Raw genomic sequence first — 24,036 nt, 5'->3', positions numbered from 1 at the left:
ATTATTTTTCCAGGACGTTACATATTCGCCCGATCATAGCGTCTCGGCTATACGAGCATGAATAGGTCAGCGCATTGTTGGCAATTCGTTCATAGTTCTCTCGGTCGGAGAGTAATGCACTGATAGTTTTACTGAGCAGATGTGTGTCTTTACAGTCTATTTTAAAACCGTTTACATTGTCTGTAATCATTTCGGCTATACCACCTTTGACCGGAACTATTACAGGTAGTGCGCACGACATGGCTTCAAGAGCTGTCAGACCGAATGTCTCGATAAATAGGTCGGGATTGGAGAGATTGACCACCAGCGAGGCTTGGTTGTAAAATCGTGCGACATCCGACGAGCGCGGATGTATGGTTATATTATCGGGAATTTTGATGTTTTTCGATTCAATCCATGCTGTGATGGCCTCGGATGTGTCGTTGATAACCAATACAAATCTGAACTGCGGCATCAAGGACGCCAATCGAATGAAAATGTGTGTGCCTTTATATGTCTTGAGCGATGAGAGCATCAACACAGTGTGCCTATCGAACGAACGGGTCGGATCGGGACATAGGCGGGATATAAACTCATGAGACAGAGCATTAGGTATTACATCTACATCATTTTTACGGGACAGATATGAGCCTTGATAGGATGACACGCATATTATTCTGTGGGCAATGCGTTGCATGGCTTTGGCAAGAGTCCTGTAAAACGCTCCCTTGACAAACGCGTTTTCGTGATAGTGATATATGACCCTTTTGCCTGTGATGCGGCCGGCTATCGCAGGGCCGAGCGGCAGGATGGTGTTGATGTAGAATAGCGTATCTTTTCGGAATGCATATCGCAGAGCCATGAGAAACGTCATAAGCTGAGCCAGAGAGTAACGCAGCATTGTCACTATCGGATTGGGCGAGAAACTGTAACGATAGTAGCGGCGGTGCAGACGGGGGCTGTCGAGATTGTCGAGAACACCTCCGCGGGTGGTAATCAGGTCGATTTCATAGCCTTTATCCAAAAGGCCTGAAAGAATATCGTGCAACACTTTGGGGCTGCCGCTGAAATCGTTGAAAAGATGGAAGCAGGCTATGCGTTTTGACATTTCCGTATTTTTATCGGACGCGCTCAAGCAAGTCGGTCCAAACTTCGAGCATTGATAGAAATGACTGTGATAGTTCTCCGTTCTCTCTGAGAGTGAAGCGAGAGATGATGTCGAGCAGATAGATGGTGTAATCTTCTGTGGTATACCATGGCATGCTACACATCAGCCGATAAATTTTATCAGGCTTAAGGTTTGTGACATGCAGGGCCTGTTGGATGAAAAAGTGATAGCGGTCAAGCATGGGTGGGTAAGATAGCCGGCCGTATTCCCAATCGAAGACAAACAGGCGATTGTCTTCAATAGTCATGTTCCAGGGCGTGAAGTCGGCATGATAAGCCGAGTATTCAACCTTGACAGACGCTTTTTCTCTGATTATTTTGTCAAGCCGTGTGGCTATAATCTCTCTGGCTCTTGTCGGAAGCCGATACATATTGTCTTTGAGAGCTGAAAGAGATGTGTGAAGGTCGGTCGACTCAAACTGCAGCCCGACGCACGTCAGTAATGATAACTGATGGAGAAAAGATTCGTGCAGTGGAGTCCAGTGGTGTGGCGAATAAGATTTTGGAGTCTTGACTGTTGATTGTATGAAGATGTGCATGCCGTCAGAGAGTGTTTCGCACAATAGACAGCGAGGTATGCCGTCGACACCTGCGGCCGAGAGTCGTGCGAGCAAATCGCGCTCGTGGACAAACAGTCGACGTATGTCATCCGAATCTGATAGCTTGCAATAGCCAAGTACCCTGCGTCCGTGGGAAAACTGGATTGTAATCTTCTGATGGACCGACGGCGTGCCTCCGAAAATCGAGAACTCGATGTCTTTGATTCCGAATACTTTCTCTGCGGCTTCGACAATATCAGGACGAAGTGCGACCCGCATGGATGAGGCGTGGATAGCCGTCGTGATGCCGGGCATACGATGGAGTAGGGGTAAGAGCTGTTTCAGCAATTTTCCTTTTATGCCGCTGGGCTGGTAGAGTTCCAGACCGATTGATAACCCGGCTGCCGGCAGTAGCCAGCTCTTGCCGTCGGCATTGGTGATGAGATAAGCCCGGGAGTCGCCGGGTGTGATTATGGAATCAATTGAAATCAATGTGTCGGAGTATTATGTCGCGTATCTCTTCGCCATGATGCTGCCATGTGATTTCTTTTGCAGCTTCTTTGGCCTGCAATCCCATCCGAGAGCGGAGCGCGGGGTCGGAGAGACGTATTATAGCATCGGCAAACGCATTGATGGTTGTGTCTCTGTCTTCGCGCGGTATCACCACCGAGAAGTCGGGGTGGAAATAGCGTGTATAACCTGTGGTGTCAAGAGCTATGAGCGGTTTACCCATAGCCATAGCGTCAAAAGACACCGTTACAGCACCCTCTTTGAGTGACGGATTGAGTACGATGTCGGTATCGTTCATGAGTTGACGGTATATTTCAGCCGGAACCGCACCAAAAAATGTCACATGCTCCGATATACCGAGTTTTGAAGCTAACTCTTCGAGCCGTGGACGGTCTACCCCTTTGCCAACGATGGCAAGACGTATGTCGGGACAGGTCTTTAGTGCTTTGGCCACGGCAAGAATTGCTATGTCAAATCCGCGCCAGGCGTCAAGACGTCCTACTGCTATGCAGCACAGCCCGGAGTGAGCGATGGAAGGAGACTCAACGGCAATAGCTGTGTCTGGAGCGACATCCGTAAAACTGACAGCATTGAGCCTGGCATCCGCAGGAAGCAGATTTTTGGTAAGTTCGGTCTTACACAGTATTAGATCAGCCCGTAGAGCACGGTTTTTAAGAGCTCTGCTTCTGACCGATATGCCGACAGACAATCTGCGCAAACGTTCGATGAGCCGTGATTTTCGCGAGTAGTGGCGTGAATAGTCTTCAGGAATAGTTTCAAGTCCACCGATAGGCCCCCATATAAACTTTTGTCGCGAACCATACGCGCTGACTGGCCACAGAGCATTGCCATAGGTGAGATGGTGGAAAACATTGATGCCGTTGGCCTGCATGGTCTCGCGGACTATACGGTCGGTCATCTTTTGCCATATATTGTAGTAGGTGCGCACCCCGCGCAAGCCTCGTTTCCAGAATCGGGCCCATTTCGGAAGGTCGTAGTAAAGAAAATGTATGCCGGAATACTCCGGATGTTCCCTAATCCACGGCTCTATGGAGTGGCGGTTGCTTTCGCGTGTAAGTACCCACAGTTCGAAATACTTCGACATCTCAAGTACCCAATGCCACCCGACACCGATTTCACTCCCCAATCCGGGTTCACAGGCATATGCCGAGACGAAAATCTTTAAACGGTTCATTTCAGACGTCTGAGATTCTTTTTATGCTGTTCGTTGAATATGTGATTGAGTATGGTGGTCACAGCATCGTCGGGAGTCGACTCGTTGAGCACCTTGAGATAGCCTTTTTGATCGGCGAGATAGTCAATTCGGTTGTTAATATCGCGTATGCCGGATTCGTCAAGTTCACGTTTTCGCGAGAGTATTGTCTCACTTGAGGCTGTGAGCAGGATATTATAGTCAAGCGAAGGAATGAACAGTTTTCGCCACAGGTTCAGAAAACGCATGGGAAGATAGATACGAGAGCGACGGCTGTCACATATGATATCGGTAAAATAGCGATCGAATATCACCAGGCGTGTGATGCGTGTTTTGGTCTTTACTTTGACAAAATATCCGGCAATATAGTCGGTCGAGTAGTAGGCAAGTCGCATAAGCGATGAAAATAAGCCTGTGCGTCCTCCACGATGTGGGTCACAGTAATTGCGGTCGACATCTTTTTTGATACCTGCGGAGTGTGCTACTTCGCCAAGATTACCAAACAGTGCCGGACGGAAATGATAGTAGGCATGGGCGGTGGCAAAAACAGCACCAAGGCGTTGGATTGTGCGGTCGATTACAGTGGTCTTGCCCGAACCGTCAGGGCCGGTAAAGCCGACTGAAAAACCGGTGCGAGACAAAATGTAATTGCCTGTAAATGTTCGGATGAATCGTCCCATGTCGGCCATAAGTCCAAACGGTCTGTGGCGGAGATTGTATCGAAAAGCACGAAACAGCAATTTTCGTCCGGATGTACTGTCACATTGATCAGTATTGTCGATGCCGAATAAGGCTTTTAGTTTGGCTCGTACAGCCGGAGAATTTTCGGCGGAAGAGCGTGTCGAATGATATTTCTCAGGATACTCAGCACCTACAGCCCGGTCATAGAGATATTTGTCGAGAAACTGTATGGATATGTCAGGATAGAATATTTTGCCATTAGACTCTCGGTTGTTAATCAGTTCTTCAGAAGACATTAACTCTATTCCAAATACAGACGTATTAAAAAAGAAATCAAGTTGGATGAGTTCTGTTGTTGCATTATCAATTTTTCCGAGCACCCACGTAACAAGACGGTCAGAGTTAAGGTATGTAATAATGTGCCATTTTTCGTTTTCAACCAATTCCAACAAGCTTTGTTTGATGTCGAAGTAATCGCTGCGTTTTAAGGCTATGTCTATATCTCGACTATCGTTACGTTCAGGTAACCCTTCAAAGTTACGAAGTACAACATAGTCAATTTTACTATTCAGAAGTATGAAAAATTTAGACTGGAAGTCGGCAGTATAGTTGTTCATTTGAATTTTAAGAAATTGTGTTTGAACTTGCTGACGAAGTATGATGGATTCATTAATGCTGAACCTATAATTGTACGTATTCCAGATAAAAGTCGGCCATTACGAATATCATAATAGCCTTTTCTAAGCATATCGGCAGATACAGCTTCGCGCTCTAATTTTTTTAGTTCCGATTCGCCAAGTTGTTCACGAAATTCTACGAATGATAATTCTTTTTGGCCTCTTCTGCGACGTTTTAGATTGGTTTTGATATGACGCATACGTAGAATCATGCCAAATGAACTGGTAGACATTCCCTCTCCCTTTCTATATTGGTAAAGAATCTCAGGGACAACAATGATAGCATATCCTTGTGTATATAGATCACTCATTCTTGTCCACAAATCAAGGTCTTCACATAGATCCTGATATCGAGGTTTACCGTCAGGAAATCCTATAGTATTATGTCCACCGACAGACAACGCTAACTCTCGGTTGTATATTGAGGTGGACGCCATAAATATCAGTTTTTCTCTTTTGGCTTTTTCATAGAAACTATTTTTATCTTTTTCGCCGAGGAATATACCCCCTGGTACGCTTTCTCCATATATATTTATATATTCAAGATAACATCCTACAGCCATTAATTGAGAATCTGATGTAATCTTATCATATAATTTTTCAACAAATTCAGGTAGGGGGCGGTCATCGGCATCAACAAACAGCAAATATTTTGTTTTTGCATAGACTTCAACGAATCTTCGTCCAGCACAAAGTCCGCCATTAACTTTAAGATTTACAATTTCATACTGTCGCGGGTGTTCATTAAAAAAGGTTTTGACTATTTCGACTGAGTTGTCAGTTGAACAGTCATTTACGATAAGTAATTTGAAATCTTGTTTGGTTTGGTCAAGAAGACACTGCAAAGTCTCTTTTACATATTTCTCTGCATTGTACATGCAGATGGCCACTGTTAAATCCATGTTTTTCATCTACCCAAAGAACTACGTTTTACAAAAAGTACCAATCTGAAAAGTGGGGATATCAGTGTAGAGAATATCCCATATATTAATGGATATTTTTTTACTAAAAGTAACTCTTTTCGCCATTTTATTTTGCTGTCTATACATTCTGATAAAATTCGAGATTTATCCTTCGGGTTTGTCATTAAGGCGCATAAAAATATCACACCATAAAATAATGTCTCTTGTGCGACGGCTTTAATGCGGGTACGTTCCTCATTGGTATGGCATAATGTGATAAGTTCTGCCACTCGTTTGCCGGCCATCAACCTAAAAAATACGGTTTCAGGATTTTTATATTCACTACCGGTCTGACTTGTTTCGGAGAGTATATAATGGGTAAGCAATATCGGTTTGTATTGCATTTTATTAGCGAACAAAGCAATTTTATGAGACCAATCGACATCCTCACAACTGACACACTCAGTGAAATACACGTTGTTTTCAATCATTAAACTACGTCTGAAAATATATTTCCATGGAGCATACGGAAGCGAGTTTGTAATAAGAAACTGACGTCCCGTCATAACTTCGGTTGATGGAAACTGATGTACAAGTCGATTGTTTGGGGCATTCTCTTTATGTCTCGCAAAGTCACACATGAGAATGTCAAGCAAATTTTTTTTTTGATACCAAAAAGCTTTGTTTAATGACTGAGGATGAAAATAATCATCTGAGTCAATAAAGAGTATGTATTCCCCAGAGCTACACCTAACCCCATGATTTCTAGCCCCCCCGGCTCTAATATTAAAGCTATTCTTGAGAAGTTTTAATTGAGGATATAATTGTGATAGTTTCTGTATATATTCATAAGAGCCATCTGAAGAGCAATCATCAACACATATCACTTCATAATCATTTTCTGGCAGACCTTGACTCCAAATGCTGTCAAGACATCGTTTGATTGTCTTAGTTCCGTTGTATACAGGTATTATAATGGATAGAAACATATTATATTCATCTGATTAAGACTTCTAAAAATCTTAGACCATAAATTTTACGTTGGGAATAGTCTATAAGAATGGAAAGCAATAATGTCATTAGTGAGGCTGCGATAAATATTTGCAAAAGTGTCATCTTGTATGTAGGCATCAATTGCAGTATGCCGAACACCACAATCATGTGTAAATAATAAATCCACATACTTAATCTGCGTAATGTCAAGAATAATGGATTTGATGGTACGGAAATATTTAACGCGAGAATAAAAAATGCGCAACCACCAATAATATCATAGAATGGCAACTCAAATATGTAAAGGAATATACTTGTAATCAAGAAGATTACTGCTGTGGATATATGATGATACATATGCCTTATTTTATATAAAATTGCTCCGGCTGTCATGTATATCCCCCCCCTAATGTGTTGTGAGTGAGGATATATGACCATTTAAACATTGATAATCCATATGTTTGAAATCCAATGTTGACTAATGAAATGACTGTGAATGACAACATCAAAAGTGTTGTAGTACGGGTGGATAGTAATGTGATGCTATATATTAAAGTAACCCAAGCCATGGAATATATGAACCAAAGTTGCCATGCCCAAATTGAGTGTCCACCAGTTGCAACTTTATATATGTATCCGGCAATAGCTTTACACACCACAGTTCCATCGCTAATATAAGAATATATTGCTATAGGTAAATATATGATTAACCAGTATAGAAATATTCTGAAAATTGTATATGAGCGTTTTCTTATAAGTAGCCGTTTTTTAATATCAGTGATTTTCGGATTATCTATTTTTTGAGCAATCAAGAAGCCAGATGTGATAAAGAAGAATGGGACAGCCATTCCAATAATAAATCCAATAGGATGGGGCCAATCTCTATCTCCCATAATGTTATCAAGACGGCAGTGTATCGCAATTACAGCAAATGCCATCAGAAATTTAAAAATATCAATTCCAGTGTAATCGTTACGTTGTTGCAGAATACTTGGCTTCATGGTTAACTGCCTATTATAGAATAAAATTGTTGAATGATTCTATAATTGTTATAGTTATAATTTTGTAAATTTCGTATGTATTTTTTCAGTTCTTTTTTGTCATCGTATAATAGTTCAAATATAGCAAGATGCATCTCTTCAATAGATGTAATTATTCCTTCGGTATCGTCCAATATTTCAGGTGCTGTTCCAAAGTCTGCACAAATAATAGGAATTCCTAATGTCTTTGCTTCAAACACGACGTAGGAGAATGTTTCAGACAGAGATGTGCTCACTAACAGATCACATTGTGCTATATATGGATAAGGATTATCTTTGCGGCCTAAAGGTATGACATAATCATTCATTCCTTCGTTAGTTATGGCTTGAAGCAGTGTATTTGTTTCAACATCAGAACCGTCCCCTATTATATACCAACAAAAATCTAATCCAAGAGTTTTTAGCCGTTTTGCTATCGTGGGAATTTCGAAAAATCTTTTTTCATAGCAGATTCGTCCTACAGACAATATTTTGCAAGAAGAGTGATAGAATCGTTTGTCAAGATTATCCGCTTTCGTTGCGTTTAATTTGATGATATTAGAATCTATGACATTGGGGATTACTCGTACCCGAGATTTTAATCCAGGGAACACATCAATGAATGACAGGCTTGAAAACTTACTCGGAATAATAATACAATTATAAGAATTGTAGGTAGAAGATTCATCGATATTATGGGCATATGTCAGATAACGTTTGTAATCGATATGTATCCATGCAACTTTGTTACCCTCAATTTTTGAGACAAAATTGGTAATATATCCTTCCGCAAATGCAATAATACAATCATACTGATCTTTAGAAATTTTTCTTGCCCATTTATTCAATCGGTGTTCAAAGATATCGAATCCGTGTTTTGCAAAAATCTTTCGTATGGATTTTATGAGAATTAATGATAATTGATGAAATCCGGAGTATTTACGAAAGTTAGTACATAAGGCTTTTAGTAGCTTATCTTCAGGATATTTAATGTATGGACTGAAAGTCTTTTTGTATGGACCATTCTCTTGATTTACAACAAATATACTGACATCATATAGGGTTTTATCAATCAGTGAGATAATATTCTCAAGAGCTTTTGTAATGCCCCCGTGTTGAAAATTTTCGATACAAAATATAATCCGTTTTTTCGTCTCCATGAATTATACAATATTTCGAGTCTTGACATATTTTTGTGATATGATTTTCATGACAGTATATCCGAGACATTTAGGCATGAACAAGTGACAATTATATAGATATCTCATAACACCAATTCCTTTGATTGATTTTTGTGCATTTCTCAATCTTGTGTATAGTTGTTTTTTTAGATTTTCATCAGCGTTTGACATAATGATACTTACATAACGCTTGAATGCGAAATGGTCAAAATTCTTAAGCATTATGATATCATTGCCACCAATCGATTTATATGATTTTAATATTTCTTCATAAACTATTATTGGAGAAATCAGACGATTTATATTGACAGTGGTCATTATGGAGCCTTGACGGATATTATATTTATAGGTTGTAACACCTGCCATTGATACAGTCGGATTCAAGAAAAGAAGCTGATAAGAAAACAACTCATCTTCATTTAAAATACCATTTTTGAAGCAAAGATTATTTTCAAAAAAATATTTTCTGGCGACCAACTTGTTCCATGCCATAATTGGGATGTCTCCTTTGACAAATGCTGAGATTAAATAAGAGTCTTTAAGAGTACATTTTGTGTTGTATTTGGACTTGTAACAAGAATTTGGTTTTACACCCATGTAATTTCCGATAACAACATCGGCATGTGTTTCTGCCGCATTTTCAGCGAGAATGCTTATCGCGTTTTTGTCGTATAACTCATCATCACTGTCAAGGAAGTATAAATAATCGCCTGTTGAATTTTTTATACCGGTATTACGAGCTGCCGAAAGGCCGCGATTTTGTTCATGAATTATTATTTTGAAGATATTAGAGTATTTATAGGTATTGATAAATTCTTTGGCAATATCAATACTTTTATCCGGAGATGCATCATCAATCAATATCACTTCAATATTGGGGTATACTTGATTTGCGACTGATTCTAAGCATCGTCTTATGAAGTTCTCGACATTGTATACAGGTATAATAATCGATATTTTCATTACTGGATTATAAAAAAACAATTATAGATTATTTTGTGAAATACTTTTGTATTATAGTTGCCAAGTATTGTAATCATCGTATTAGTTTATTATCTTCATAGCTGTCAATGTCCAATTAAAAGGCATCATTAAAAGTATTTTAAATTTGAAAGGAATATCTGCTTGCAGTATATCAGCCATCCTTATTTTGTTAAAATATTTTTGCAACAAATTTTTTGAGTATAGCTGGTCTTCATGAGTAAGATGAGCAATATTTATAGAAAAAATTCTCATTAAAGCAATCATTCGGCTGCATAATGTCCGCTGTATTAATGGTATTGCTTCTGGATATTTCGGTTTGAAATATTCGAGAACAAGACGATCAGTGATTACTGATTCAAATTTTTTAGTGGAAATCTTCTTAGTTATTGCATCTGGGTGTAACCGATAATGATATGCTACCTTACAAAATGCCACCGAAGCTGCTTTGTACAATATTTCTCGTGCGGAGAAATCGTCAGCATCCATGTGAATAATATTTAGATTTTTATATGAAGATGTGTTCATCCATATCTCTTTGTCACACAGCCATCCGTTGAGGTTGATTTTCCAGGCCCTGTCCAATGTCATCATTACCGCGTCTCGGCCGCTTACAATGCTGTTATAGTTAAAGTCGTCTTTGGGCAAAGTATATTGTATATGACCGTTTCGTTCGGCTAACATTTGACTGCATACGATATTGGCTTTTGTATTTATTTTTGTAGTCAGTAATTGTGATAGATAGTTTGGATCGACAGTGTCATCTGAATCTATCCAGCAAATGTAAGGGGCTCGAGAGTGTTCAATGGCAAGTTCTCTCGGATATTTTGCTGAGCCGGTATTTTGTTCGGTATGTATAAGTCTGATACGTTTATCTTTGAATGAAGATATTATCTCTATAGTGTTATCGTTAGAACAATCATCAGCAATGATAAGCTCAAAATTTTCAAAATCTTGTCTAAGGATGCTCTCAATTGAATCTCTAATATAGTTGGATGCATTATAGCTCGGCATGACAATCGAGACGTACGGATTCTCCCCCCCTATTTGTAATATGCTGGTATTTAAGTTGTTGTCCAGGGTGTCGCTCGGCTTATACATATGCGTTTTTTTTGAAATATTTAATTGTTGTGAATACCATTAACGCAGCCCATCCATAGGCTATATTGCCAATATTCATACCGAATAAAATTATGAATAACAGAGTCTCGAGTGAAAAGAAACCTGTAAAGCAGCATGACAGGAAAAAAAATATTTTCACGAGATATGAGATCATACCGTATTCATATATGGCCATATTTATAGAGTATTCAGATTGAGCATCCATACCGTGTCCTACCCATGTCTGAAAATCGCTCAGGTCGGTTTTTGTAAATGTGTCGATAATTATATTTACACGTGACGATGCGCTGTGGTCTGCTTTGATTACTTCATCGGTATCTCCGGTCATGGCAGCATTGAGTGTCGCAACCGCTCTGTTGTATGGCTCATAGTCAATATATGATGACAGCATATAAAAAGTAAGAGCTGCAAACAATATGAAAAAAGCATATTTCTTTTTGACAAAGTAAAGCGATACTATGGCCAAACCAACAATGGCTGTTCCACTTCCAATCATTAGCATAAAATAGACAAACGATATGATGACCCACCTATATTGGATATATAGTTGCCGTATGCTCATCGGACTATCTTTAAGATATTCGGTACATTTGAGAAAACCGTAGAAAAACACAGTCATAAGCCTTGCCGCATGAGATGGTTCAATGGCTAACGTATTGAGATGATTTATTGCGTAGTAGCTGCCTCTGACGAGATTAATCAGAGGAAAGTAACGTATGCCGACCAGTATGCATGCTTGTTGAAGGAGAAGACAAATGGTATAACCGTATATCAGCCATTTCAATACTGAAGTGAAATATTCAATAGACATACATTCTTTTATCCATATCAGGCCATAATAAACGGCAAAAGTGAATATGAATAAAGCACTGTATATAAAGGTTGACATGCGTGTGATACCACCGTTTATTTGAGCCAAAGCCATGGTGACAAACAAGTAAGTCAGGCCCCATAAAAGTGCTTTGTTGGCCTGTGGAAATTTTGTCAGCAAGACAAATGGCATGATTGACATGAACGCCACTTTAGGAACACTAACAGCCATTCCTTCCAGAAATGTGAATTGCACGCTCATGAACACGAGTGTGACAGTGGCGAGATTACGGTCCTCAAATAGTTTGTAGAGACTTGGGATTCTCATTTCAGTTTGGCAAGAGTGTCTTTGATAGCTTCAAGGAAGGCATATCCGTGTTTTTCATCAGGCTCGAGATAACCGCCTTCGGCCCATTCGTTCCATGCGAAAACAAATATCATGTCTGTATCGTAATATTGACGGGCGTTTTTCACTAACTGACTGAAATATTGGTGAAACTTTTCGGGAGTTACATTGTCGCACAAATATCCTCGCTCCTTATGGCGAGGGGTATTGTCCCAGTCAGTAAAGGCACATGGAATCATCCTTGGACCATCCGGTTGTGGCCTGAGACGTAACACATTGCCCCACACGGCATCATAATCCATATGGCCGGCCGACTTTGGTTTGCCTGCCGGGACAAGACTACGACGTATGCCGAGACGACGTTTGATCTCTCGGCTGTATTTCATCAATTTAGGGAAAAATCCTCCATTACGTTTGTTTTGAAACATCAGGTTGGCATAGCCGGGATTCATTTCCACTCCATAATCAAACATAGAGCGGTCCCATGACGTGTCAAAACTTGATGCTGCGCTCTGATATATGTATGTCAATCCGTCAAAACCTGCGTCTTTGGCCATCTTGGTCCAGAGAGCAAGCATTTTGGATAACTTGCGTATGAGGTTGGGCACATAAATGACCATGAGGGGCTTATTGTTTTCGGTCATATAGCGCGAATCTTTGAAAAATGGAAGCATATAATTGAAATGATTCACCCAATCCTGCTCATCATCAAAATCATGTGCGATCAGCACTCGTGGAGTCCTGTCAGATGCTTTCCATGCATCCGTCCAGTCGTGGTTGGCCCAAGAAATACAATATTTGATATCTATTTCTGGATGAGCCAATAGCATTTCCATAGGTTTTTCCAGCAGCATATGTCCGTTAAACCAATAGTGATACATGCAGAACCCATATATGCCATGCTCTTTGGCGAGTTTACACTGCCATTTAAGAGTCTCAAGCTCGCTGAGGTCATAATAATTCTTCCCTAGCGGTACACGGGGTTGATTGTGACCTTCAAAAAGCGGTCGTGCATCTTTTACGTTTGTCCACTCTGTAAATCCCTTTCCCCACCACTCGTCATTTTCAGGAATGGTGTGAAACTGCGGCAGATATAATGGTATGACTTTCATCGATATACTTGTGTTGATATTATATTTTGGAAGTTTTCCCATCCATGAGATGCGAATAAAATGTCCGACATCCGTTTTGGTCCGTTATTTTATAGGATGTTTTCCAGCTTAATTTATGGTAAGCCTGTTTGTGCATAAGCGTATCATATACATTTTTGTCATATGCGTTATTGCAAATGTTATGTAGCTGATAAAACCACTCGTTATTGTATGGTATATTGTCAATCATATTTCTGATTGATATGTTATGGTCATACAAAACTGCAATTAAATAATCAAACAGGAAAAAATCAATAAACGACTTGTGTTCTTCAATATATTTTCTCATAAGCATCTCTAACAAAGAAAACAACAAACAGTCTTTGCTACAGCCTATCATATTGACAGCCCATCGATAATCCGAAGGATATGTATCATTTATTTTGGGCATTTTTATGGTATATAATGAATCGTTCTTAGGTGTGAAATTAATTGGTTGTGATACATAAATTGAAGCATCGAGCCACAGTCCGCCATGTGTTTTAAGAAGAAGGATACGCAGATAGTCGGCAAAATGGGTCAAGGAAATTTCTTTATTCCTCACCTTAAGTTCGATGCTGGCTGGTATTTTGACAAAATCAGTTATATTGTCAAATGTTATAAGTTGCACAATTTTACTGCCTGACATCTTTTTGACAGAGTCGTAACATAACCTTATAATATCTGGCATCTCTTTCTCTCCTTGCAGCCAACAAATCCAGATAGTGTCTCCGCCTGTTGGGTAAGCCACACCAGAAGTCGGATTGACGTATGATGATATGTCTGTATGTGCTGAAGCCCAATGGTAAAGATATTTCTTTACAGCCTGATGTTTTGCTGGCAATGCACTTCGTTTATGAAGATACGGTTTGACTATATAGCCATAGGCCGTGCGTAAGCCAAATTCTCTGCTGTAATTTAGAAATCTTGACAGACTATGTATATTCATTGATTGCAAAAAGCTATTATTGTGACAAAGTTTTGATGACGCGGGCTGGGCATCCGCCTACAATACTATATGCCGGAACTGACTTTGTGACCACAGCATTAGCTGCGATTATAGAGCCGCGTCCGATGGTAACATTCGGCATAATTGAGACTTTTTCACCAATCCATACATTTTCTTCAATGACAACAGGCCCCTTAGATACTAAAGGTCGGTCTATAGGGTTTATTTTAAGTTCGGATATATTGTCTGTATGCCCGTGAGAATTATCAGTAATCATGACCATGCGTCCCATGCGGACATTGTTGCCGATATCAATCCGGTTACAGCATGAGATTGTAGAGTAGTCACCGATATTTACCCTGTCGCCGATTTGGATTACAGGTCTGGTACTGTTGAAATCATAACATCTTAATAAGATATGTCGGCCTAAACGGCAATAACTTCCGATTTCTATATTATGAGCCTGTCTTAGTTCTTGAGGCAGAGTGATAAATCGTGAATGTGCCCCGAATGATTTAAAACAGCCTTTGCATATAGCAGTGCAAATAGCACTTTTAAACATAATACCGACATATTGTATCTTGGAATTCCAAAAAAAATGAATAATCCAACCTAAGACACCTCCAATATATTCGATGAGTGAGATTATCATACGGCTATTACATCTGATTTTAATGATACCAATTTATGAGTCTCATTATGGCGGTTGATAATGCTTTGATATATCAGTAATAAATTGTCACTTATTTTTTGGGGATTGTGTCTGGCGATGGCAATACTCTTTTCGTTTTCGCTTAAATATTGCATCTTTGCATGATTATCGGTGACAGTGTGTTTGATTATCGCTGCCAACGTATAAGGATCATTAGCCGGAAACAACAAGCCGGTCTTGCCATCCTCGACCAGTGAAGATATGCCTCCGACATTGGTAGCAATCGCCGGCACTCCGAGATACTGTGCTTCACAAAGACTGTTTGGGCTGTTGTCGATATAGCTGGAGTGTACATAACAGGTTGAGCTACACAGCTCGTTGACAAGAGTATCTTTGTCCACCGCCCCCCTGACATTGACATTTACATCTACTGCCTTAATGCCATATTTACGTTCATAAAATCCAATATCGCTGACTCCGAATATATTCCATTCAATATCAAGATCTGTGTGCCGTGATAAAAGCTGGGCTGTCTTAAGTATCAAATCAGCACCCTTATACCAGGGATTGGATATCACACTTATTATTTTAACCTTGCCGTTGGCCGAGCCACACCACTTCTTGTCAGATGAGATAAAAGAGTCTCTGAGTGCCTCTTCGCAATGGTAATAACTTGCGTCGGGATTAAACAGTCTCACAAGATTATGGTCCCATTCCGTTCGGCCCATAAAGTGGTGACACGATTTAAAGATTGCCACTTCCCTGTCAGCTTTTCGTCTGAAAGCCCGGTCTGATCTTAGACCGATAATGCGTCGGTTAAGTTTCAGACCACTGCCAAAGATAAAATCATAACTGTTCATTCCGATGGGAAACAGGGCATTATGGTAAGGAGGCATCGACCCCTGGATATGTATCACTACCGGGACATCAGTTTTGTCACATATGAGTCCGAAATCATTTTCGCTACCGAATATCTGAATGATGTCAGGCTTAAAATCATCAATAATTTTAAGATACCTGGCCACTCTCTCTTCCGTTTTCTCCGGTTTCCACCATTTGGCCAAGGTCCCTCGTGAGTCATTAGGCAGTGTATAGTATTTCACACCATCATTCTCATATACGCCGCAATCCGTTCTAAAGTAGAAAGATACGCCAAGCTCAATTTCTGGCATTCCGCGCACGATTTGTTCGAGAGATGCAATCCACCCGCCACCATTATGAGTGTTGCTATAGGGATTGAACAACGACGGAGTTACCGAAAACCAAAGGACACGCATGAGAGTATTTTATTAAATATATTTTTTAACACAAAAGCAATATGTCTGTATTCATATTCAAAATACAGAATTATAAATTGTAGAAAAGAACAATTTCTACCATGAGAGACAATGGTTGGATTATCACCAAGAATGTTGAATGTACACAAGCCAATAGATGTTTTATTAAAATTGTATGCGGAAAAGTACAATTTATAGTTCTCTGAGTCGTGAATTAGGCAAGACCGATATAATCCATCACTATAGAAGGAACCTATGATGGCAGAAGGAGAAAGAATAGTATTTATATATTCCCAATTAAAACCATCATCGCTTTTCCATAGCGAAATGTCCTTTTTATCATATATAGTCATCAATAAAGTCTCATCATGGTCCTTCATGACATCGATATGCCATGGATTTAAGGTCTTGCCATTAAGTGTACATATAATTGCATCGGTCCATTTTTTACCATCTTTAGAGGTGCTGAGAGCAATATCCCTATTGCCGGAATGGTCCTCAGAATTGACATACCACATAATATATCCATGTTCATCGGAATATATTAATGACGGACTTACGACCATTTTTCCCAGTCCGATATTTAACTCCTCCAACCATAAATTACTGATAATTTCCTCGTCGCTCCAATTTATTCCATCGACAGACTCTATACGCCTAAGGCTTACGTTATCTCGTTTGTTAATGTCGCCATGACGTTCGGTCAGGCGATAAAAACATTCTAAGCGATTATTGGTCTTTATTAGGTGAGGGTCGGAATAATAGTCAAGATTTTGTTCTCCTTCTATTCCGAAATTAACGAGCGGATTCGTCAGATTAGTTGGTGTAGTCCAATTTATACCATCATTTGAGACATGGAGAGAGGGGCACTCGTTTCTATCAATATAAGGGGTGCATCTTGGAGAGAAAGGAGTTTCGACCATCCAGTATTTCCAACCGTTCCATCCGTCATGGAAAAACACAACTGAAGGATGAAATGGTGAGTTGAGATTGTCAAATGTTTTTATACAAAGAGGACTTTGGTTATAGCTATTTAGTTGAATCCAGCGATATGTAACTACTCCAAATATTAGCAATAGAGATGCTCCAATTATAACTAATATAATCATGATAACAATTTATGAAATAGAATCTCCCAGTTATTCAAGATGTTATCCATGGAAAGTCTTTGGCGTATATTTTTATCTGAGGAGATGTTATTATATAATTGATTGGAAAAGGTCGTATTGTACATTAATTCTGTTAAGTTATTGGCATATATATTAAGATTGTATGGTTTTACTAATATGCCGGTTCTGCCATCGTCAATTAAATCTTTGATTGCTTCATAACTATCAAATGCTATTGGTATTACATTATTAGCCAATGCCTCAGCACAAACAAGAGAAAAGCCTTCGTATGTGCTTGTTATACAGATTATTGAGGCTTTGCGTAGATAGTTGGAAGGATTTATTTGACCTGTAAAATATACATGCTCAAGTTGATGCTGTTTAGTATATATCTCCAGCGAATTGCGTAATGGTCCATCACCAATAAATATTAATTTCCAATCTGGGAAAGACTTGTAAATTTTTCCCCAGATTTTCAATAATCGATCGGGACGTTTAGCTTCTCGATTTAATCTGCCAACATATACTATTATTTTTTCTTTATTTATTGATATGTTATCATTGTTAAATTCAACGGGATTTTCTATGGCCGTAACAAAACAGCTATTATAACCTGATAATTGTTTAAATACAGGAATGAATCGTTGGGATAGGAGTACAATTGAATCGTAGAAATGCCCCCATTCATGATATTGAGTTTTAAGATAGTTGTATCTCCGTTTTTTTCGAAAAAAAGTTATAGGAGAAATATGATATAATAACCTTGAAAAATCATTAGCATTGATATATAAGGGCTCATTATCACACACACCTTTTAGAGAGCTTAATGGATCAGTGTGATGTGCTTTTATGAGTTTGATATTTGGTAACTTTAATCTTATATATTTTAATATATAAAACCATTTTATCTCAATACATTGATTTATGATAATATCAATATTTCTTTGGGAAATAAAATTAAGGATTATATTTTCATTAGTATTTTCAGTTATGCGTAAGCATTCAAACGGTAAATCTAATTCGGTTGATTTACCGAAAGTAATACATGAAACATTGTTCCCACGTGATAATAACCCTAGAGCAAGCCGATATGTAACGTTTTCTATGCCTCCGGCTTGAGGGTTTGGATACTGTGTGATGAAAAAACAAATATTCATTTATTGTATGAATGACATGGAATATGTTTTCCTTATTTTTGAGTTATAAGATTTCTTGTTATAGTATATGGATATAAAATAATTTCTCTCAAACTACCATATGGAGCAATTTCAAAACATATTTTTAATATTTTAAGGGATTCTCTGATATCACCTTTTTTTAGGACAGATATAGCAAAAATAGCTTCTTTGGCAGTTTTGTTTTTATAAAAACTTTTGATGGGATCTGGAAATATTGATATATAGGCTCTGTATACTTTTAGCCTTTTATGTACAGGGACGCTATTTACTGCTCTATTTATACCTGTATTTTGAATACGATAACAACTCATCGGTTCTTTAAATCCAAATATTTTCCCTTGTACACCACATGTAAACCATAAAGGTATATCTCCGAAATAAAAATCTTTACATTCTGCTATTTTTTTTGTGTAGATAGATTGTAGACATTTACTTTTGAACATTACAGAAGCTGTAGGAGTGAACCAGCTTTTTGCATATTCAAGGACTTCATAATCTCTGGTCTCTAAATTTGCTAATAGGTGATTTTGGAAGTTAGAATTGTTATCTTTTATTCTATTAGCAAATACGCTAATGTCCGAGGGCTTTAATCCGTCCTCATAGTGAACAATTGCATTATGAAAGCACATTGAATAATCAGGGTGGGTCTCGAGAAAATCCACTTGTTTTTGAAGTTTTAGCGGATCGGTCCAATAGTCATCACCTTCACACATGGCGATGTATTTCGCACCGGTAGCTTCGCATGCAGCCGTCATAATGCGACCAAGTGAGCCGTCATGTTTGGAATATTGGTTTTCTGTTTCGTAGATGGGTTTGATTATGTCGGGATATTTAGCTGCATATTCGCGGATAATATCTGCGGTGCCATCAGTTGATGCGTCATCATGAACAATCGCTACAAACGGAAAGTTAGTCTTCTGCATTATAAATCCTTCAAGAGCATCACGAATGTATGCCTCGTGATTATAAGTTATACATCTTATAGCGACTAATGCTTTAGTTTTAACTGCGTCGTTTGAATTGTTTTCAGTCATCGTTCAGATGTTAAATATGATATTACAGATGTGATTCGATATTGATTAGAGTCCAAAAATATTAACCGATATAATCATATATGTTTGATATAGGTTATAAATTCTTGTTATTACAGGATATTGTTTTGGCTGGAGAGCCTTTTACAATTGAATTTGGATTTATTGATTTTGTTACAAGTGAACGAGCTCCGATATAGGCTTTTCGCCCGATTTTGGATACTTTCCCGGAAATAGTCAATGCTCCTTGGCCAACAAAGACCTCGTCTTCCAACTCTGTATATGCTCCGATTGTGGCACCTCCGGCGATAAAACAATATGGATGAATATGGTTTGTATGAGAGATGTTGACACCGGAGAGTATGATTACTCCTTCGTCAATAACCGTATCAGCTTGTATGTGAGAAAAAGCACTTATGTATACACCCGTTTTTGAGATTTTAGCAAAACGAGATATTATTGCCGATGGGTGTATGATAGTTGGGACTTTTCCTCCTTTTTGGACTATTTTGTGAGTGAGAATCTTTCGGATTTCATTATTTCCCATAGTCAATAAGAAATTTTTGTCAGTAAGACTATTGTCTTCATCAAACAGATCATCGAAAGACCCTAATATTTTAAAACCATGATCAAATTCATTGGTCCGTTCACTATTATAGTGATACAGTCCGGCTATTTTGTAGCCACAAGATTCAGCAAGATCAATGAATACAGGAGTATTATGACCCACTCCGAGGGCGTATATTTCTTTCAATTGCGTTGATATTTATTTATGACTGATCTTCTTTTACCGGAATCTAGGACTGGTATTTCGTTAACATAATCGAAATTGATTATCGCACTGTCGCCAATTATTTTTTTTATGTTGTCAGTCACATATTTCTCATCAATAGAGGCGGTTTCTTGTGCTAAAGATAATCTTAAAGTATATATTTTTTCGTCCTCTTGTATAAATTGCCATTGTTTAATCTCTGTATTGAGAAATATTTCTTTTGGTATTGAATTATAGAAATCAACATAAGAACCATCAACACGTGTTATCAAATCGGTTTTTCTCCCTGAGAGATTTATCAATAGTGATGGGTAACCATCTGCACATCGGTTGCCAACTGCAGCTAAGTCTCCTGTGTCATACCTGATTAACGGCATTGCATGATTTATAAAATCAGTGACTACGATTCTACCAATCTCTCCATCTTTGGCTGGCTGATCAGAGTCAAGTTTTAAAATCTCTATAATACAGTTGGCTCGGTTTAATTTTATGGTTGTTCCTTCTCCATTAATAGTAGACGTTCCAAAAATTCCATTTTCTTCAGTTGCATATTGTGATACAATATTGCATTTAAGGTCGTATACAATCTTCTTGCGCAAAGACTCTGTTAATAGCTCTCCGACTGAAATAAATAATGGCTTTGAAGGAAGGGCAATATTATATTTTATCAAGTAGTCTGCTATAAAATCAAGAGTTGTCATATAACCGCGGACAAATCTAATTTTATGAGCTCTAATTATATTAATAATAGTCTTAAGCCTTTCTTCGGTTAAATTGGAATTATCGGAATACCAAATGTTATTTTTTTTGTCATACTTATCAAGGAATCCTTTCCAATAGTGGCTGGTGGCTCTTAGATGTAATAATGGTTCAAATGAATGAAAACCTAATAAATCATTTTCAAATTTAATGGTTGCCAATCTTCTAAGACGACATTTTGTGTCTTGAGGAATCAAAAATGGGATTCCTGTAGATCCGGAAGTTTTTTGTATGTGCAACTCTCCTTTCTGTCCTGGTATGTTCGTTGGTGGTACTAAGAACTTCTCGTAATTTTCATTGATAATCTTTTTGCTGACTATTGGAAAATCCTGAAGAGTGACATATTTAAAATTTTTATAGAATGCTACATTTTTGACCGTGTATTTAAGCATATGATCAAGTAATGTTATTCTATCTCCTCCATGATATATTCTACGGATGTCTTTATATTCCCTCCAAATTACCCCCCCCTGTGTAAAGTCTTGAAACCAAAATAGTTTGCGCGACAAATAACTGTGAAAACTCATGATGTTTTGATGCAATTTATAATACGGGTTAAATCTTTTTCGGAGATTTCATGATGCATCGGGAGGCAGATTACCTGATTGGCGATGCGGGTTGCGACGGGGAGATTTTGGGGCGTAGAGGAGGGGAGGCCACGATATGTGCTGAAGTCGCTGATGAGAGGGTAGAAGTAGCGGCGACCAAGGACGTTGGCATCTTTCATCTTGAAATATAGTTCGTCGCGCGTCATTCCGAATTTTTCAGCATCGATAAACACCGGGAAATAGCTGTAATTGTGACGTACGCCCGGCATGTCATCAAAGAATGTCAGGCCATCGATGTTGCGCAGAGTCTGGCGATAGCGTTGGGCCACATGTTGGCGTGCTTCTATGGCGGCATTGACCTGTCGCAGATTGAGTATGCCATAGGCGGCCCTTACTTCGTCCATTTTGGAGTTGATGCCCGGGGCGACGACTGTGGTCTCGTTGGCAAAACCGAAGTTCTTTAGATAGTCTATGCGCTTTTTGGTCTGCTCGTCATGCATCACGAGTGCGCCGCCCTCGATGGTGTTGTATACCTTGGTGGCATGAAACGAAAGCGTAGACATATCGCCAGCATTTAGCAACGACACTCCGTCGACTTCCACTCCAAAGGCATGCGCAGCATCATAGATGACTTTCAGACCATATTTGTCGGCTATTTCCTGTATGGCCTTGGTGTCACATGGTTTGCCATAGCAGTGGACTGGCATAATGGCTGTGGTGCGCGGTGTTATGGCCGCTTCGATTTTACTCGGGTCGAGATTGCATGTTGCCGGGTCAATGTCGACAAACACAGGCTTTATGCCGTTCCACCACAGTGAGTGGGTCGTGGCTACAAAACTATATGGTGTAGTGATGACTTCGCCTGTAATACGCAATGCCTGTAGTGCGGTAATCAGAGGAAGGGTGCCGTTGGTGAAGAGGCTGATGTATGGCACTTTGAGATACTCGGCCAGCTCTTTTTCGAGCTGTTGGTGAAACCGTCCGTTGTTGGTAATCCACTTGCTCTCCCATATTTCGGAAAGCAACCTGCCAAACTCTTCTTTATCAGGAAGAAGTGGTGAGGTGACTGTAATTTGGTGATTCATTTTTTCAGTTCTTTAAGCTCTTTGATTTCAGGGAAGCGGAAAAGAAATGCTCCACCGATATATATTGCTGCGCCTGTAGCGACTGAACAGATTAATGATGTCAGATCATTGCCCATAAAATAAGCGACACTGCGTGCTCCGATATACATCACACCGCTGAGTAACAGGATCGGTGAGAAGTCGTGGAGCTGTTTGAATATACTCATATTGAGAAATTTGCCGTTGTAATAGGTGTTCCATATGAGTGATAGTAATGAACTGACAATACTGCCGTAACACATAGCTTCGAGGCCGAGTGGGATAGTCACGCATAGTATTATGACCCCCTGTATTTTTTTGATGACTTCGAGTCGAAAAAAAAGGTCGCTTCGGCCTTTTACTATGAGGTAGTTGAGATTGATGGCATGGATTGGATACCACATCATGCTGAATACCATGATGGAGAGCAGGGTTGCAGTGTAAATCCATATCTCGGTATAGAGGACGTTGATCAGAGGGTAGGCTACTGCTCCCATTCCGATACACATTGGGAAGATTACGAAAGCTGCGATTCTAAGAGTGCGCCTGTAACCTCGTTTTAACGCCTCATTGTCATGCTGTAGTTTACACAATGTCGGATAGGTGACAGACTGGAGTATACCTGTGGGTAATGAAGATGTCATCTGACATAGCGAACTACCTCGATTGTAGTAAGCAAGATCTGCCGCACGATAAACCTTTCCTATCACAATGGAGTATATGTTGGAGTATATTGTGTCGAGCAGAGAGGAGGCCAGCATCTTGGAACCGAATCCGAAAAACTCATTGAAACTATCACGAGAAACAATAAACGATGGCCGCCATTTTACTTTATACCATACACATATTGTTGATATGACTTGCAATATGAGTCCTTGTGTAACCAAAGCCCATACTTCAAATCCAAGCCATGCCATGAAAATGCCGATAGAGCCGGAGATGAAAATACCAAGCAAATTGAATTTAGTCAAGGATTTGAAGTCCATTTCGGCTTGAAGCAGAGTGCGATGTACTCCTGCAAGAGATCCGATGACTAATCCTAAAGCCGAAACACGTAGTATTGCTGTCAGTTGTGGCATATCATAAAATCGTCCGACCAAGGGTGCGCATACGAAAAGTATAAGATAGCATACTATTGAAATGACGATATTAAACCAGTATACGGTGCTGCAATCAGCCTGCGTTCGGTCGGTTTTGCGTACAAGAGCGGTTGAAAAACCTGAGTCAATGAATACTCCGGCCACAGCGGTAAACACTGTAAGCATAGCCACCATACCAAATTGGTCCGGCATGATCAGACGGGCGAGCACGACTGATATACCAAAATATATCAATTGCTTACCGCCCTGCTCGGCCACACGCCAAAGCACACCGTTTACCGCCTTATGTTTAAGTGTTTGTTCCACTT

The 24,036-nt window shown here is 39.4% G+C and carries 22 protein-coding genes; all 22 read right to left on the bottom strand.

Annotated features, from left to right (window positions below; all coding sequences use genetic code 11):
• Position 1: 1 nt before the first annotated feature.
• The 22 genes from QGT73_RS09165 to QGT73_RS09060 all read right to left on the bottom strand — a co-directional run bounded on the left by QGT73_RS09165 (position 2) and on the right by QGT73_RS09060 (position 24,034).
• Positions 2-1,087, bottom strand: coding sequence for a glycosyltransferase family 4 protein (locus tag QGT73_RS09165; RefSeq protein WP_280122279.1), 1,086 nt, complete (start codon positions 1,085-1,087; stop codon positions 2-4).
• A gap of 10 nt (positions 1,088-1,097) precedes the next feature.
• On the bottom strand, positions 1,098-2,177 hold the full coding sequence (locus tag QGT73_RS09160; protein ID WP_280122278.1) for a hypothetical protein: 1,080 nt from the start codon (positions 2,175-2,177) through the stop codon (positions 1,098-1,100).
• Entirely contained in the window at positions 2,164-3,390 is a 1,227-nt protein-coding gene (locus tag QGT73_RS09155) for a glycosyltransferase family 4 protein (RefSeq protein ID WP_280122277.1), read from the bottom strand. The genes QGT73_RS09160 and QGT73_RS09155 overlap by 14 nt, the downstream gene beginning before the upstream one ends.
• Positions 3,387-4,385, bottom strand: coding sequence for a hypothetical protein (locus tag QGT73_RS09150; RefSeq protein WP_280122276.1), 999 nt, complete (start codon positions 4,383-4,385; stop codon positions 3,387-3,389). The genes QGT73_RS09155 and QGT73_RS09150 overlap by 4 nt, the downstream gene beginning before the upstream one ends.
• A gap of 317 nt (positions 4,386-4,702) precedes the next feature.
• Positions 4,703-5,668 (bottom strand): glycosyltransferase family 2 protein, encoded by a 966-nt coding sequence (locus QGT73_RS09145; RefSeq protein ID WP_280122275.1) that lies wholly within the window; start codon positions 5,666-5,668, stop codon positions 4,703-4,705.
• A gap of 5 nt (positions 5,669-5,673) precedes the next feature.
• A complete protein-coding gene (locus QGT73_RS09140; RefSeq protein WP_280122274.1) occupies positions 5,674-6,657 on the bottom strand; it encodes a glycosyltransferase family 2 protein in 984 nt (327 codons plus the stop codon).
• Positions 6,658-7,050: 393 nt separating this feature from the next.
• Positions 7,051-7,662, bottom strand: a complete 612-nt coding sequence (locus tag QGT73_RS09135) for an acyltransferase family protein (RefSeq protein WP_280122273.1) — start codon at positions 7,660-7,662, stop codon at positions 7,051-7,053.
• A gap of 2 nt (positions 7,663-7,664) precedes the next feature.
• Positions 7,665-8,840 (bottom strand): glycosyltransferase, encoded by a 1,176-nt coding sequence (locus QGT73_RS09130; protein ID WP_280122272.1) that lies wholly within the window; start codon positions 8,838-8,840, stop codon positions 7,665-7,667.
• Positions 8,841-8,843: 3 nt separating this feature from the next.
• The gene (locus QGT73_RS09125) at positions 8,844-9,824 is read right to left on the bottom strand and encodes a glycosyltransferase family 2 protein (protein WP_280122271.1); all 981 of its coding nucleotides are present in this window, start codon (positions 9,822-9,824) and stop codon (positions 8,844-8,846) included.
• Positions 9,825-9,905: 81 nt separating this feature from the next.
• A complete protein-coding gene (locus QGT73_RS09120) occupies positions 9,906-10,943 on the bottom strand; it encodes a glycosyltransferase family 2 protein (protein ID WP_280122270.1) in 1,038 nt (345 codons plus the stop codon).
• The gene (locus tag QGT73_RS09115) at positions 10,936-12,036 is read right to left on the bottom strand and encodes a hypothetical protein (RefSeq protein ID WP_280122269.1); all 1,101 of its coding nucleotides are present in this window, start codon (positions 12,034-12,036) and stop codon (positions 10,936-10,938) included. The genes QGT73_RS09120 and QGT73_RS09115 overlap by 8 nt, the downstream gene beginning before the upstream one ends.
• A gap of 62 nt (positions 12,037-12,098) precedes the next feature.
• Entirely contained in the window at positions 12,099-13,232 is a 1,134-nt protein-coding gene (locus QGT73_RS09110; protein ID WP_280122268.1) for a glycosyltransferase WbsX family protein, read from the bottom strand.
• 19 nt (positions 13,233-13,251) lie between these two features.
• Complete coding sequence (locus QGT73_RS09105) at positions 13,252-14,199, bottom strand: capsular polysaccharide synthesis protein (protein WP_280122267.1); 948 nt, start codon at positions 14,197-14,199, stop codon at positions 13,252-13,254.
• 16 nt (positions 14,200-14,215) lie between these two features.
• Positions 14,216-14,851, bottom strand: coding sequence for an acyltransferase (locus tag QGT73_RS09100; protein ID WP_280122266.1), 636 nt, complete (start codon positions 14,849-14,851; stop codon positions 14,216-14,218).
• A complete protein-coding gene (locus QGT73_RS09095) occupies positions 14,848-16,128 on the bottom strand; it encodes a glycosyltransferase family 4 protein (protein WP_280122265.1) in 1,281 nt (426 codons plus the stop codon). The genes QGT73_RS09100 and QGT73_RS09095 overlap by 4 nt, the downstream gene beginning before the upstream one ends.
• Complete coding sequence (locus tag QGT73_RS09090) at positions 16,104-17,237, bottom strand: hypothetical protein (protein WP_280122264.1); 1,134 nt, start codon at positions 17,235-17,237, stop codon at positions 16,104-16,106. The genes QGT73_RS09095 and QGT73_RS09090 overlap by 25 nt, the downstream gene beginning before the upstream one ends.
• Positions 17,234-18,394 carry a glycosyltransferase gene (locus tag QGT73_RS09085; protein ID WP_280122263.1) on the bottom strand — a complete coding sequence of 387 codons (1,161 nt, stop codon included), beginning with the start codon at positions 18,392-18,394 and terminating at the stop codon, positions 17,234-17,236. Before QGT73_RS09085 ends, QGT73_RS09090 begins: the two co-directional genes overlap by 4 nt.
• Before the next feature lie 32 nt (positions 18,395-18,426).
• Positions 18,427-19,449 (bottom strand): glycosyltransferase family 2 protein, encoded by a 1,023-nt coding sequence (locus QGT73_RS09080; RefSeq protein ID WP_280122262.1) that lies wholly within the window; start codon positions 19,447-19,449, stop codon positions 18,427-18,429.
• 94 nt (positions 19,450-19,543) lie between these two features.
• Entirely contained in the window at positions 19,544-20,200 is a 657-nt protein-coding gene (locus QGT73_RS09075) for an LbetaH domain-containing protein (RefSeq protein WP_280122261.1), read from the bottom strand.
• Positions 20,197-21,504: a phenylacetate--CoA ligase family protein gene (locus QGT73_RS09070; RefSeq protein WP_280122260.1), complete on the bottom strand. Its 1,308-nt coding sequence runs from the start codon at positions 21,502-21,504 to the stop codon at positions 20,197-20,199. The genes QGT73_RS09075 and QGT73_RS09070 overlap by 4 nt, the downstream gene beginning before the upstream one ends.
• Positions 21,501-22,610, bottom strand: a complete 1,110-nt coding sequence (locus QGT73_RS09065) for a DegT/DnrJ/EryC1/StrS family aminotransferase (RefSeq protein WP_280122259.1) — start codon at positions 22,608-22,610, stop codon at positions 21,501-21,503. The genes QGT73_RS09070 and QGT73_RS09065 overlap by 4 nt, the downstream gene beginning before the upstream one ends.
• Entirely contained in the window at positions 22,607-24,034 is a 1,428-nt protein-coding gene (locus QGT73_RS09060; RefSeq protein WP_280122258.1) for a lipopolysaccharide biosynthesis protein, read from the bottom strand. The genes QGT73_RS09065 and QGT73_RS09060 overlap by 4 nt, the downstream gene beginning before the upstream one ends.
• Positions 24,035-24,036 lie beyond the last annotated feature (2 nt).

The organism is Duncaniella muricolitica (genome assembly GCF_910574735.1).
Lineage (GTDB): Bacteria > Bacteroidota > Bacteroidia > Bacteroidales > Muribaculaceae > Duncaniella > Duncaniella muricolitica.
The sequence above is the reverse complement of the archived record's forward strand: the minus strand, read 5'-3'. Positions and strand labels throughout refer to the sequence as shown.